11 protein-coding genes and 1 other RNA gene are annotated in these 13,136 nt (G+C 59.5%); 7 read left to right on the top strand and 5 right to left on the bottom strand.

Annotation, left to right across the window (positions count from 1 at the left end):
- Positions 1–126 precede the first annotated feature (126 nt).
- Positions 127–1,029 carry a LysR family transcriptional regulator gene (locus tag FHT97_RS06850; protein WP_183860861.1) on the bottom strand — a complete coding sequence of 301 codons (903 nt, stop codon included), beginning with the start codon at positions 1,027–1,029 and terminating at the stop codon, positions 127–129.
- Between the two features lie 95 nt (positions 1,030–1,124).
- Between FHT97_RS06850 and FHT97_RS06845 the strand changes: the two genes are divergently transcribed.
- The 3 genes from FHT97_RS06845 (at position 1,125) to FHT97_RS06835 (ending at position 7,608) form a co-directional block, all read left to right on the top strand.
- On the top strand, positions 1,125–2,159 hold the full coding sequence (locus FHT97_RS06845; RefSeq protein WP_183860859.1) for an aldo/keto reductase: 1,035 nt from the start codon (positions 1,125–1,127) through the stop codon (positions 2,157–2,159).
- A gap of 106 nt (positions 2,160–2,265) precedes the next feature.
- On the top strand, positions 2,266–3,678 hold the full coding sequence (locus FHT97_RS06840; protein WP_183861401.1) for an FAD-linked oxidase C-terminal domain-containing protein: 1,413 nt from the start codon (positions 2,266–2,268) through the stop codon (positions 3,676–3,678).
- Between the two features lie 183 nt (positions 3,679–3,861).
- Positions 3,862–7,608, top strand: a complete 3,747-nt coding sequence (locus tag FHT97_RS06835) for an AsmA-like C-terminal region-containing protein (RefSeq protein WP_183860857.1) — start codon at positions 3,862–3,864, stop codon at positions 7,606–7,608.
- Between the two features lie 46 nt (positions 7,609–7,654).
- On the opposite strand, the gene FHT97_RS06830 is transcribed toward FHT97_RS06835, so the two are convergent.
- The 4 genes from FHT97_RS06830 to ssrA all read right to left on the bottom strand — a co-directional run bounded on the left by FHT97_RS06830 (position 7,655) and on the right by ssrA (position 9,225).
- Positions 7,655–7,876, bottom strand: coding sequence for a ribbon-helix-helix domain-containing protein (locus tag FHT97_RS06830; RefSeq protein ID WP_183860855.1), 222 nt, complete (start codon positions 7,874–7,876; stop codon positions 7,655–7,657).
- A 97-nt stretch (positions 7,877–7,973) separates the two neighbouring features.
- The gene (locus FHT97_RS06825) at positions 7,974–8,168 is read right to left on the bottom strand and encodes a DUF4169 family protein (protein ID WP_183754649.1); all 195 of its coding nucleotides are present in this window, start codon (positions 8,166–8,168) and stop codon (positions 7,974–7,976) included.
- A gap of 50 nt (positions 8,169–8,218) precedes the next feature.
- Complete coding sequence (locus FHT97_RS06820) at positions 8,219–8,728, bottom strand: SspB family protein (protein ID WP_016554469.1); 510 nt, start codon at positions 8,726–8,728, stop codon at positions 8,219–8,221.
- Between the two features lie 127 nt (positions 8,729–8,855).
- Positions 8,856–9,225: a transfer-messenger RNA gene (ssrA, locus tag FHT97_RS06815) on the bottom strand.
- A 373-nt stretch (positions 9,226–9,598) separates the two neighbouring features.
- Between ssrA and FHT97_RS06810 the strand changes: the two genes are divergently transcribed.
- The 4 genes from FHT97_RS06810 to FHT97_RS06795 all read left to right on the top strand — a co-directional run bounded on the left by FHT97_RS06810 (position 9,599) and on the right by FHT97_RS06795 (position 13,088).
- Positions 9,599–10,393 carry a thymidylate synthase gene (locus FHT97_RS06810; protein WP_016554467.1) on the top strand — a complete coding sequence of 265 codons (795 nt, stop codon included), beginning with the start codon at positions 9,599–9,601 and terminating at the stop codon, positions 10,391–10,393.
- Between the two features lie 12 nt (positions 10,394–10,405).
- Entirely contained in the window at positions 10,406–10,921 is a 516-nt protein-coding gene (locus FHT97_RS06805) for a dihydrofolate reductase (RefSeq protein ID WP_183860853.1), read from the top strand.
- 151 nt (positions 10,922–11,072) lie between these two features.
- Entirely contained in the window at positions 11,073–12,158 is a 1,086-nt protein-coding gene (hflK, locus tag FHT97_RS06800; RefSeq protein ID WP_016554465.1) for an FtsH protease activity modulator HflK, read from the top strand.
- 3 nt (positions 12,159–12,161) lie between these two features.
- Complete coding sequence (locus FHT97_RS06795; protein ID WP_114713142.1) at positions 12,162–13,088, top strand: protease modulator HflC; 927 nt, start codon at positions 12,162–12,164, stop codon at positions 13,086–13,088.
- Positions 13,089–13,136: the final 48 nt, after the last annotated feature.

Here is a 13,136-nt window from a genome sequence, read left to right as displayed (position 1 = left end):
CGATCGAGCGAAACAGGGGAGCAGCACTGGCTGGCAAAAGAGGCCGGCCGAGGAGGCCGAAGGATATGTGCCGATATAGGCGCCGGCCGGTGAAGGGGTCAATTGCGAAATTCTGCAGACGCGATGTCAGAGGCTGACGCGCTCCGCGAGGAAGTCGAGAAGCGCTCGGACGCGCGCCGGCAGTGGGCCGCCCTGGCCAACATAGACGGCGTAGAATTCTTCTATGTCGCCGGGATTGATGTCCTCGAGAACCGCGACCAGCCGGCCGGCCTCGATATCGGCGCGAACGGTGAAGGTGGCGAGGCGAACAAGGCCAGCACCTGACAGCGCCATATATCGCATCGCTTCGCCGTCGCCTACCTGGACGCCTGGCGTAATCGGCAGCGCAATGGTCTCGCCGCCATCGAGTAACGGCCAGCCCCGAACGCTGCGCGCGTAGGAGAAGCCAACGCGGCGATGGTGCGTCAGGTCGGTAATGGTCTTCGGCTCGCCTTCGCGCTTCAGGTAGTCCGGCGATGCCACGATGACGTTGCGGGTGAAGCCGAGCTTGCGCGCAATGAGGCTGGAGCTCTTCAACGGTCCGGCGCGGATCGCGACATCGGCGCGATCCTCGACGAGATCGACGATGGCGTCTGTGTGCGAGACGTCGAGTGTGACGGCGGGATTAAGCGCCAGAAATTCGGAAACCAGCGGCGCAAGGATATGATGGCCGAAGGAGGCGCTGGTGTTGATGCGTATAGGCCCCGTGGCCTGTTCACCTGATGATGCGTAGCGTTCCGCCTCTGCGATATCAGCAAGGATGGAAACGCTGCGATCGTAAAAGGCGGATCCTTCAGGCGTCAGATGCAACTTGCGGGTCGAACGGTTGACGAGGCGAGCACCAAGGCGTGCCTCAAGGCGTGCTATGAGCTTGCTTACTGCAGACGGAGTCATTCGGCAGGCACGCGCCGCGGCCGTGAAGCCGCCGAGTTCGACGGCGCGCACGAAGACTTCCATTTCGCCGGAGCGATTGATGTCTTGCCTGCTCATGATGACTTCAATTCACGGATAGTTTTCCTTCCGGCAATCTATATCACGGTAGATTCAGTGTCTATCTCTTCTGAAGTCCACACAGGAGACCGATCATGGAATACAGAAATCTCGGTGCATCAGGCCTCAGGGTGCCGGTTTTGAGCTTCGGCGCGGGAACATTCGGAGGCTCAGGCCCGCTCTTCGGCGCATGGGGAAATACCGACGCAGCCGAAGCCCGACGCTTGGTCGACATTTTGTTGGAAGCGGGCGTCAACCTTTTCGATACGGCCGACGTCTATTCGGCCGGTGCCTCCGAAGAGGTCCTTGGCCAGGCGATCGCTGGTCGGCGCGACGCTGTACTGATCTCAACCAAGATCGCATTGCCGATGGGCGATGGACCGGCGGATTGGGGAACGTCGCGCTCGCGACTCATACGTTCCACGGACGAGGCGTTGAAGCGCCTCGGCACGGACTACATCGACCTGCTGCAACTCCATGCATTCGATGCTTCGACACCCATCGAAGAGGTACTCGCAACGCTGGACGGGCTGATTGCTGCAGGGAAAATCCGCTATGTCGGCGTCTCGAATTTCGCGGGATGGCAGTTGATGAAGTCGCTCGGGATTGCCGAGCAGCATGGCTATCCGCGCTATGTTGCACATCAGGTCTATTATTCGCTGGCGGGTCGTGACTACGAATGGGAACTGATGCCGCTCGCCGCCGATCAGGGCGTCGGCGCATTGGTCTGGAGCCCGCTTGCCTGGGGCCGTCTCACCGGCAAGATCAGGCGCGGTCAGCCGTTGCCGGAGGGCAGTCGGCTGCACCAGACGGCAGAATACGGGCCGCCGGTCGATGACGAGAAGCTCTACGATATCGTCGATGCATTGTTCGAGGTTTCCGAAGAGACGGGCAAGACTGTCCCGCAGATCGCCCTCAATTGGCTTATCGGCCGCCCAACCGTTTCCAGTGTCATCATCGGCGCGCGCAACGAGGAGCAGCTGCGGCAGAATCTCGGAGCTGTCGGGTGGTCATTGTCGAAGGAGCAGGTTGAAAAGCTCGATAACGCGAGTGAAGTTACCGCGCCTTATCCCCACTTTCCATACCGCAGGCAGGAAGCTTTTGCGCGGCTCAACCCGCCGTTGGTCTAAGGGCGCACGATAGGGGACGGTTCTACCCGATCATGCACTAGACAGGCGCCATCTCTTGTCTCATACCAACCTGCCTCCGGGTGTGAAGGTGAAGGAGATCAAAGAGATGGCGCTCAAGGATGCAAAATCCGGAACACGCAACGAGGCAGGCATCGCCGCCGCTCTTGGTATTCTGAAACAGAGCTTTGGTGAGCGCTTCCAGACCGGCGAGGCGTTCCGTGCACAGCACGCGCATACCACTACCTACATCCCGGCTCAGCTGCCAGACGGCGTGCTTTTTGCAGAGAGTGCCGACGATGTGAAGGCTGCAGTCAAGATTTGCGCCGAGCATAAGGTACCGGTCATTGGCTTCGGCACCGGCTCGTCGCTGGAAGGGCAGGTCAATGCGCCGAATGGCGGTATATCGATCGATTTCAGCCGAATGAATCGGATTCTTGAAGTCAATGCTGAGGATCTTGACTGCACCGTCGAGCCCGGTGTGACGCGTGAGGAATTGAACACTTATCTCCGTGATACCGGTCTGTTCTTTCCGATCGATCCCGGAGCAAATGCTTCGATCGGTGGCATGACCTCCACGCGGGCCTCCGGAACGAATGCCGTGCGTTACGGCACGATGAAGGACAATGTGCTCGCGGTCACGGCGGTGACAGCAAATGGCGAGGAAATCCGCACTGCGCGACGCGCACGCAAGTCGTCCGCCGGCTACGACATGACCCGGCTGTTCGTCGGAGCTGAAGGCACGCTTGGCATGTTGACGTCCGTGACGCTGAGGCTGCAGGGCATCCCGCAGAAGATCGGCGGTGGCGTTTGTGCCTTTCCGACCATTCGAGCCGCCTGCGACGCCGTGATCATGACCATCCAGATGGGTATTCCCGTCGCCCGCATCGAACTTTTGGATGCGCTGCAAATTCGCGCCTGCAATGCCTATTCGAAGCTGAACTACGAGGAGAAGCCGACGCTCTTCCTCGAGTTTCATGGTACGGATGAGACCGTTGCTCTGCAATCGGAACAGTTTGCCGAGATCGCCTCCGAATGCGGGGGTGGCGCGTTTTCGTGGACCGTTAACGCCGAGGAACGCAGCAAGCTCTGGAAGGCAAGGCACGATGCGTATTGGGCATCGCGTGCGCTGGCGCCGGAAATGGCTGCGCTCTCGACGGATGTCTGCGTGCCGATTTCCCGTCTTGCCGATTGCATCGGCGAGACGCAGGCCGATATAGAGGAACATGGCCTGTTGGCGATGATCGTCGGACATGCCGGCGATGGGAATTTCCATGTGCTCCTGTTGTTCGACGACAAGACCGACGAAGGTATTGCTGTCGCTGAGACCTTTGTCGGCAGGCTCAATGCCCGCGCTTTGGCGATGGACGGCACGTGCACCGGCGAACACGGCATCGGCCAAGGCAAGATGGCGTTCCTCGAAGAGGAGCTTGGCGGCACGGTCGATCTCATGCGGCAGGTCAAGAAAGCGCTCGATCCGGACGATATCTTCAATCCCGGAAAGATATTCCATATTGCCTGAAAACGAACACTCTGTTGCGCTTGTCTACCAGGCGAGACCGACCGAGAGGGAAATAACCGGGCATGAGGAGAATTCATCTCGGAATCAAGTAAATAGAGCACGATGTTGCCGGAAAGCGGCTTCACAGCTTTCGGTATGATGCTCTAGTGTCCGCGATGGATTCCCAAATGGAGAATTGTTGAGTTGGTAGGCCGGTTCCTCGTCTTTTTGGGCGGAGTGATTGTCGTAGCGCTGTTCGTGGCGCTGCTGGCGCCGTTGTTTATCGACTGGACGGACTTCCGAAAGAATTTCGAGGATCAAGCAAGCCGGATCATAGGCAAGAAAGTCGTCGTGCACGGTGCGGTGGATGCGCGCCTTCTGCCGTTTCCATCGGTGACACTGCATGACGTGCGCGTCGGGCAGGAACTCGACGGGTCGCCCCTCGTGCAGGTCGAGCAGTTTTCGATGGATGCCGAACTCGCGCCGTTCCTCTCCGGCGAGGCGTTGATCTTCGACATGCGCGTGGTCAACCCGAAGGTAAAGCTGAGGCTGTTGAAGGACGGCACGCTCGACTGGACACGCGGCAGCCAGCCTGAAATTCCGGCCAGGACGGTTGTTCTTGAGAACGTCCATGTCAGCGGCGGCGATGTTCAATTCATCGACGACCAGTCGGGGCGCTCGCGGCACGTTACCGGCCTGAATGCCGAAATGTCGGCCAAGTCGCTTGCCGGTCCATGGCGGATCGAAGGTGATGCGGCGCTTGATGGCGCGCACGGCAACTTCACGATCGCCAGCAATCAGCCGGACGAGAACGGAATCCTGCGGATGCGTACGCAGTTGCAGCCCGACAAGCAGCCGGTGACGGTCGATCTCGACGGAGAACTGAAGCTCGTCGATCGCCGGCCGAACTATCAGGGAACGGTGTCGGCTTCGATTGAGAACCGGGATGGCAAGAAGACCGCCAAGGGCGATCTGCCTCCACGCCTGAAAGGGAAGTTCGAGCTTACCAACGAGAGCGTTCGGATACCGGAATATCGGCTGGAGGTTGGGGCGGCAGACGATCCCTATGTCGTCACCGGCGAGGCGACGCTCGATACGGGAAGCAAGCCGCAATTCCTGCTGATCGCAAACGGCCAGCAGATCGATGTCAATCGCATCGGTAATCAGGGCGCGAACGGCAAGACGACCCGCGATGCCGGCCTCTCGGCTCGACAGCGATTGAACGCGCTGATCCAGATAGTTTCACAGGTGCCGGTACCGCAGGTGCCAGGGAAGGCGAGCGTTCGCTTGCCGGCCATCGTTGCGGGCGACACGACGATCCGCGACATTCAGCTCGATGTCCAACCCGCTGGCAGCGGCTGGACGATCGACAATGCGGTCGGCACGCTTCCCGGTCGCACACAGGTCGAAGGCCAAGGCAAGCTCAATCTGCAGGGGCAGGCGTCCTTCGTGGGGCAGATGACAGTGGCGTCCAATCAGCCCACCGGTCTTGCGGCCTGGCTCGCCGGTTCCGTGGATCCGGCGATCCGACAGCTGAGGCAAGCGGGTTTTTCCGCCGATGTCAGCCTCACCCACGACCGCCAGACATTCGACAACCTGGAGATTGCCGTCGGGCAGGCGACGCTCAAGGGCAGGCTGGATCGCCAGGCTGCGGCCAATCAGACGCCGACGCTGGATGTCGCGCTTGCCGGCGACGCGCTCGATCTGGATGCGCTGCGTGCGCTGACAGGATTGCTTACCGGTCAGGACGCGGGCGACAATGTGCTTGATCACAAGATCGCTGCGCAGCTGAAGGCCGACAAATTCACGGCCTTCGGCGTCGAAGCGGCCGATGTCGAGACAAGCTTTACAATTGCCGATGGCGCCTTGGCGGTCGAGAAGCTTTCGGTCAAGAATCTGGCGGGCGCCGAGGTGACTGCGACCGGTCGCGCCGAGGGATCGCTGCTCGATTACAAAGGCTCGGGGGAAATCACCTTCAAATCAGCCGATCCGGGCTCCTTCTTCACCATGCTCAAGCAACACCTGCCGCAGCATCCCGTCATGGATAGGCTCGTGCGCAATGCCGCCTGGTACACGAATACTGCTTTGCGTGGTGCCCTGACGCTTGGCGGGGACGAGGGCGATGGCCTGACCCTGACATTGGCCGGCGTGAGCAACGGGAGCCGCGTCAATCTCGACTACCGAATGTCGGACCTTCTGGCTCTGACAGGCAAGGGCACCACGAGCCTTGAGGCGACGCTCGAGAACAGCGTCACCTCCATCCTGTTCGGGCAGGCCGGCCTTGATCCGCTGCCGGTTGAAGCCGACGCCAACGGGCGTATGACCCTCAAGGTGCAAGCCGAGGGAACAGAGCCTGCAGACGCGCAGCTGACGTTTGCCACCGACCGCACCTCGTTTACCGCCGGCGGCAAGGTCGACGTCCGGCCGCAAACCTTCATGAACGGGCAGCTTGCGGTTTCGCTGGAGAGCGCGGACCTTGATCCGTACCTTGTCATGAACGGCATCGCTGTCCCGCAAATGGGTACGGGCCTGCCGTTCAAGTTGACGACAAACGCGACGATCGACGGCGACAAGATTGCCCTTGCTGACGTTGTCGGCCATGCCGCCGACAATGAGTTCAGCGGCGCGCTGACCCTAGACCGCAAGGCCGAGACGACGACGGCAACTGGCGAATTGGCGCTTTCAAAGGCTGATGCCGCCTGGCTCGGAGAAGCCATCTACGGGCCAATGACGGATGCGGCGACCGGCAACCTGTCAGCGGGGGGGCTCGGCTTGCCCGTCTTCAAGGACATGGACGTCAGCCTCAAGCTCTCCGCCAAGCAATTCTGGCCAGGCTGGTCGGGCGCGATTTCGGATTTCACATCCGATGTGGCGTACAGGGGCGACGAACTACAATTGAACAACATCAAGGGAGGCTGGGACGGCGGCAGCCTCGACGGCAGTCTCCTCTTTACCAATGCCAATGGGACGGGCTTCTTCCAGACGAAGCTGGCGCTGGCGAATGCGGACCTTGCCGCTGTGGTGTGGCCGCGCGACGGCGCGCCCGTGGCCAGCGGCAAGTTCGGACTGGGGCTCTCCATGGAAGCGTCCGGCAAATCCATGAAGGATATCGCCGGTTCGCTGAACGGCTCCGGGGAGCTTCGGCTCGGTGAAACGAGCGTTCGCGGGCTCAATCTTGGGATGCTGGCGCCATTGCTGGCAGCCACCGATCCGATGCAGGATCAGCTGAATGCCGGCAAGGTTCATCCGATCGTCGAGACCTTGCTCAACAACGGCGAAGCGAAGCTGCCGCCGACTGCCATCCCGTTCAACGTTACAGATGGTGTGCTGCGCTTTCAGAACGTCAGCGTGACGACCGATCAGGCGAAGGTGGTTGGCAACGGCCAGATCGACCTGCCGCAAGAGCGTATCAACGCATCACTCAATATTGCGCTCAATCCAGGCAGTGAGGTGCTTCCAGGTGCCGAACCTGCGATCCGCCTGGACTTTTCGGGGCTGCTCGCGTCGCCTGGCCGAACCATGGACGTCACCGATATCACCGGCTTCCTGTCCTTGCGTGCCTTCGAGCGTGAACGCCGGCGTGTCGAGCGCTTGCAGTCGAACGTGCTGGAAAAGCAGCGACTGCGCCGCGAAGTTGCTCTCTACAAGTTCAATGATCTGGAACGCCAGAAGGCCGCGGCCTTCGAGGCGCAGCGGCAGGCCGAGGAGCAGCGTTTGAGAGACCTAGCCGCCGCCCAGGCAGAGCGTGAGAGGCAAGCTGCCGAAGCGAAAGCAAAGGCGGAGGCCGAGGCAAAGGCGAAAGCGGACGCAGCGGCGCGCGCGAAGGCGGCGGAGGAAAAGGCTGCCGCAGATGCTGCGCGACGTGCACAGGAGCAGCTTTCCGTTCCCCCAGAGAACTCGCTCAATTTCGGAACCGTACCGGGGCTGCCCGGTGTGCAGATGCCGCAGTAGTAGCGGCGGCCACATCGAGGAAGATCACCGCAGGTGTTGCCACGTGCTATCTAACGGCACCCTCAGCTTTCAGCCAGTGCAGCACATAGACACGTAGCGCAGATGATAGGTTGCTCTCGGGCTGACGCTGATCGTCAATGTCAGAGATCAAGGCTGCGAGCGGAATGGCACGCGCCTTGGCGATCATGTTCAGTTCGGCCCAGAATTCGTCTTCCAACGAGAAGCTGGTGCGATGTCCGTGTAGCGTGGCCGAGTGCTTGCGGATCATCGCAAGGCTTCGTAATTCGATTCAAGCGGGTGATGTCCTGAATCCGGACGGCCGTTCAAGCGATTGATCCAGGAATCTTTTTTACTTTCCTGGATACTCATTTGTCGTCGTCGGATTTCTCGATGTGGCCCTGCTGATGCGAGCGTTCGGCCTTCTCGTTGAGCGCCTTGGTGAGCTGCTTCTCAACCTTGGTACGGCCGAAGGAAATACGGTTTTGCTCGGCCTGCTTTTCCTTGTTGGCGCGGGCCTGCTTCTTTTTGAACTGACGGAGATTGACGACTTCGGCGGTCACGGCTGGCCTCGATCGGAATTGAAAAAGGGAAGCAGTTGCTTCCCTCGGTTTTACTGCTTCTTTCGGAAGGCGTCGAGCGAGACGACCGAACCGGGCTTCTTTTCCTCGCCGTCGGCTTTGGCGGCGGGTGTTTCCTCCGACTTCTCGGATGCCACCGGATAAGCGGTAATCTCTGCGGCGGGAAGCTCGTCGCTGTCGGCGAGAGGCACGTCGAATTCGAGCTCGAAGTTCACCGAGGGATCGTAGAAGCCGCGAATCGCATTGAATGGAATGAAGAGCTTTTCCGGAACATCAGAGAAGGAAAGGCCGATCTCGAACGTCGTCTCCGTGATCTTCAGTTCCCAGAACTGGTGCTGGATGACGATGGTCATCTGTTCCGGATATTTCGCCTTCAGGTGTTGCGAGATGCGAACACCGGGCGCGCCGGTAAGGAAGGTGATGAAGAAATGATGCTCGCCTGGCAGGCGGCCCGTCGCGGCAACTTCGGACAATACCTTGCGGATGACGCCACGCAGTGCGTCCTGTGCCAGAATGTCGTAACGGATGTGATCCTGCCCCATGCTTTCCTGTCTTTCGTTAGGTTCGGACTCGTTTCCCAAGGCTGTATGGCATGCCAAGACGCCCTGGAAAAGGCCTGAGCCGAGTCATGCTTGACCAAACCATACATGATTTGCGCGCAAGGGAGAAGGTGAAGGCTTCTGTTGCCAGGTGCCTTCGGACCCCGCCTAGAGGTGCGAACCACTAGGGCTTTATTTGAAGTGTCACACCGCGATTAAGCAGCGAGACGAGCTTCCGCATAGTTGTCGTTTGCAACTACAATTTTAGCCCGATAACGGCGGTACAATGCCGAGCAAAAAGACGATCTTTACACCCTTGTCGATCCTGTTTCGCCCCCATCAAAAGCCGGCCATCTCATTGCTGGGCCGCCGGTTTTTGGTGGAGGCGCCGGGTACCGCCCCCGGGTCCAATAGGTTTATTACACCGCTCATTTATCGCCATAGCCGGCCCGAAGACCGGCATGGGTGATATAGTGTTTTCCGTCAGGGATGGGAAGAGGTGTTGTCACAAAACCGTGTGGTCCGCTCAGAAAGCGAGAGGACGCTCGGCAGCCTAAGAGAGAGAGAGAGAGAGAGAGAGAGATCACCTTCCGATCGTGAAGGCGCCACGCTTTCAACATACTGACGATCCCGGTCGCTGCTCCGACTATCGCTACAAACAAGCCAAGGAGAGAGATGCAGGGAAGCGGCGGGCATCAAAGGCTTCGGCAACCTTCGCATTGAACGTCAAATCGCCAATAGGCTGATCCTAGTCAGCGAATGGATACGTGGGCGCTGATCGTGACGGAGATTTGTCGGGATAAAGCCCGCGCGACGATTGGTTTCGATGAGCGAAGCGCTTAAATAAGCTCAGAACGGAATCGGCGGCGAACGATGAAGCAGTATCTCGATCTTCTGAAGCATGTGATGGAACACGGAACCGATCGCGGCGATCGTACCGGCACGGGCACGCGCTCTGTGTTCGGCTATCAGATGCGGTTCGACCTGCAGGAAGGCTTTCCGGTTCTTACGACAAAGAAGCTGCATCTGCGGTCCATCATCCACGAGCTGCTCTGGTTCCTACGTGGCGACACCAATATCCGCTACCTCAAGGACAATGGCGTTTCGATTTGGGATGAATGGGCGGACGAGAATGGCGATCTGGGGCCGGTCTATGGCGCGCAGTGGCGCTCGTGGCCTTCGCCGGATGGCGGCCATATAGATCAGATCGCCAAACTTGTTGCCGGCATCGTCAAGAATCCGAACTCGCGCCGCCATATCGTTTCTGCGTGGAATCCTGCCGAGGTCGATGACATGGCGCTTCCGCCATGCCATTGCCTGTTCCAGTTCTACGTCGCCGACGGCAAGCTTTCCTGCCAGCTTTATCAGCGCTCCGCTGATATCTTTCTCGGGGTGCCATTCAACATTGCCTCGTACGCTTTGCTGACGATGATGGTGGCGCAGGTTGCCGGTCTGAAACTCGGTGATTTTGTGCATACGCTTGGGGATGCGCATCTCTATCACAACCATTTCGAGCAGGCGAAGCTGCAACTGACCCGCACGCCGAAGCCGTTGCCGTTCATGCGGATCAACCCCGATGTGAAGGATATCTTCGGCTTCAAGTTCGAGGATTTCGAGTTGGTCGGCTACGAAGCCGACGCCAGCATCAAGGCCCCGATCGCGGTCTGATTGGAGAGGTCGATGTCTGACATTCGCAAGACGATCGTGGTCGCCGTTTCCGAGAACGGCATCATCGGGCGGGATGGTGACATGCCATGGCGGCTCTCCACCGATCTCAAGCGCTTCAAGGCGCTGACACTGGGCAAGCCTGTTGTCATGGGGCGGAAGACCTATGACTCCCTTGGTAAGCCGCTGCCCGGGCGACCAAACATTGCGATTTCCCGGCAGTCTGCCGCGGTAGCGAATCCGGACGTGCATATGGCTCGTTCGCTGACCGAGGCCATCAGCCTTGCAGAGGACCTTGCCAAGCAAAATGGTGGGAGCGAAATCTGCATCATCGGTGGTGGGCAGATCTATGAGCAGGCCATCGATCTCGCCGATCGGCTGTGCGTGACGCATGTCGAAACCGCGGTCGAAGGCGATACGTCATTTCCGGCGATTGACCCAGCGCTCTGGAGGGCGACGGAGACGATCGACGTGCCTGCAGGCGACAAGGATAGCTATCCCACGAAATTCGTGGTCTATGACCGGCGCTAACCGCTGAAAACCAACTATTTTCCAATAAATATCGTCAAGTTCCTCATGCTGCGTTGAAAGCAGATGCGGCGATACCTATAACGGTCACGATCGCAGCTATCCGCCGCCCCCGTGGGTTAGGCGATCGGAGTTCAACGAATAAGAGGTTTTGATGCCCTGGAGCAATCAGAATGGCGGCGGCGGCCCTTGGGGCGGCGGCGGCGGTAACAATCAGGGACCATGGGGGCAAGGGCCCAATCGCCCGCGCGGTGGCGGCAAGGGTGGGCCGCCTGATCTTGAGGATATTATCCGGCGCGGTCAGGACCAGCTGCGCAACATTGTGCCTGGCGGGTTCAACGGCGGCGTGCTTGTCATCGTTGCGGCGATTTTGGTGGTGTTCTGGCTCTTCCAGTGCATCTATATCGTCCAGCCGGACGAGCGCGGCGTCGAACTGCGTTTCGGCAATCCCAAGGAAGAGGTTTCGACCCCGGGCCTGCATTTCCACCTGTGGCCGATGGAAACCGTCGAGATCGTCAAGGTGACGATGCAGCAGCAGAATATCGGTGCGGCATCGACGTCGACATCCTCGTCGAGCGGGCTGATGCTTTCCGGTGACCAGAACATCCTGAACGTTCAGTTTTCAGTCTTCTTCACGGTCAGCGATCCCAAGGCCTATCTTTTCAACGTGGAGAACCCGGCTGAGACGCTGCAGCAGGTCGCCGAAAGCGCCATGCGCGAAGTTGTCGGTCGCCGTCCGGCCCAGGATGCCTTCCGCGACAATCGTCAGCCGATTGAAACGGAAGTCGCCAACATCGTCCAAGGAACCATGGATCGCTACAGGGCTGGTATTTCCATCGGCGCCGTGACGATTCAGGACGTGGCTCCGCCACGTGAAGTCGCCGATGCCTTCGAAGAAGTGCAGCGAGCCGACCAGGACAAGCAGCGACTGGTCGAAGAGGCCAATCAGTACGCCAACCAGAAGCTCGGTCAGGCGCGCGGTGACGCCGCCCAGATCCGCGAAGCGGCAGCGGCCTACAAGAACCGCGTGGTCAAGGAAGCCGAAGGTGAGGCTCAGCGCTTCTCGTTCATCAACGAACAATATGCGAAGGCGCCCGAGGTCACTCGTACACGTCTCTTCCTTGAAACGATGGAGCAGGTTCTGAAGAATTCCAAGAAGGTCGTGATCGACGAGAAGCAAGGGGTTGTGCCTTACTTGCCGCTTAATGAGATCGGCAAACCGGCGCAGCAGGGAGGTTGAGCCATGACATCGAACAGGCTTCCCCTCATTCTCGGCCTTCTCGCCGTCGTCTTGATTGCGCTCTACTCGTCGGTCTTCGTCGTGAATGCGCGTGAGCAGGCGATTGTTGTCCGCTTCGGTCAGATCCAGTCGGTGAAGACCGAGCCGGGTATCTACTTCAAGTTGCCGTTTGCCTTCATGGATGCCGACCGCGTCCAGATCGTGGAACGGCAGGCACTGCGCTTCGACCTCGACAACATTCGTGTTCAGGTTCGTGGCGGCGCGACCTTCGATGTTGATGCCTTCGTGGTCTACGACATCAGGGATGTCCGCAAGTTCCGCGAAACCGTCTCGGGCGATCGCGAGGCCGCGGAGGCACGCCTTCGCACGCAACTCGATTCTTCGCTTCGACGTGTCTACGGTCTGCGCGACTTCGATGCTGCACTGTCTGAAGAGCGTGTGGCAATGATGCTTGAGGTTCGCGACGACTTGCATCGCGATGCTGAAGATCTTGGTCTCAACATTCAGGACGTCCGCATCCGTCGTACGGATCTGACGCGCGAAGTCGCGCCGAAGACCTATGACCGGATGCGCGCCGAGCGTCTTGCCGAAGCTGAACTCCTGCGTGCGCAGGGTACGGAAGAGGGTCAGCGTCGCCGGGCTATCGCAGACAGGCAGGTGGTCGAAATCACCGCCGAAGCGCAACGCGATTCTGAAGTCCTGCGCGGTCAGGGCGACGCCGAGCGCAACCGCTTGTTTGCGGATGCATTCAGCAAGGATCCTGCGTTCTTCGAGTTCTACCGTTCGATGGCCGCTTATTCGACGGCTCTGACCTCGCAAGACACGACGTTGGTGATCTCGCCGAACTCGCAGTTCTTCCGTTTCTTCAACGATGCAAGCGGCGCGCCTCGAAACGCAGCGCCGGCGATGCCGACAGCACCGACCAACTGATCGCCGCGTTGCGACGCCTGACAAAAAAATGCGAAGGCCGGCTAATCT

The sequence above is a fragment of the Rhizobium sp. BK399 genome, from assembly GCF_014194695.1.
Lineage (GTDB): Bacteria > Pseudomonadota > Alphaproteobacteria > Rhizobiales > Rhizobiaceae > Rhizobium.
The sequence above is the reverse complement of the archived record's forward strand: the minus strand, read 5'-3'. Positions and strand labels throughout refer to the sequence as shown.

Excerpts from the sequence above, each read along its gene's own strand:
- FHT97_RS06850 (WP_183860861.1), bottom strand. The coding sequence starts at position 1,029 with ATGAGCAGGCAAGACATCAATCGCTCCGGCGAAATGGAAGTCTTCGTG.
- FHT97_RS06845 (WP_183860859.1), top strand. The coding sequence starts at position 1,125 with ATGGAATACAGAAATCTCGGTGCATCAGGCCTCAGGGTGCCGGTTTTG.
- FHT97_RS06840 (WP_183861401.1), top strand. The coding sequence starts at position 2,266 with ATGGCGCTCAAGGATGCAAAATCCGGAACACGCAACGAGGCAGGCATC.
- FHT97_RS06830 (WP_183860855.1), bottom strand. The coding sequence starts at position 7,876 with ATGATCCGCAAGCACTCGGCCACGCTACACGGACATCGCACCAGCTTC.
- FHT97_RS06820 (WP_016554469.1), bottom strand. The coding sequence starts at position 8,728 with ATGGGGCAGGATCACATCCGTTACGACATTCTGGCACAGGACGCACTG.
- FHT97_RS06810 (WP_016554467.1), top strand. The coding sequence starts at position 9,599 with ATGAAGCAGTATCTCGATCTTCTGAAGCATGTGATGGAACACGGAACC.
- FHT97_RS06805 (WP_183860853.1), top strand. The coding sequence starts at position 10,406 with ATGTCTGACATTCGCAAGACGATCGTGGTCGCCGTTTCCGAGAACGGC.
- hflK (WP_016554465.1), top strand. The coding sequence starts at position 11,073 with ATGCCCTGGAGCAATCAGAATGGCGGCGGCGGCCCTTGGGGCGGCGGC.
- FHT97_RS06795 (WP_114713142.1), top strand. The coding sequence starts at position 12,162 with ATGACATCGAACAGGCTTCCCCTCATTCTCGGCCTTCTCGCCGTCGTC.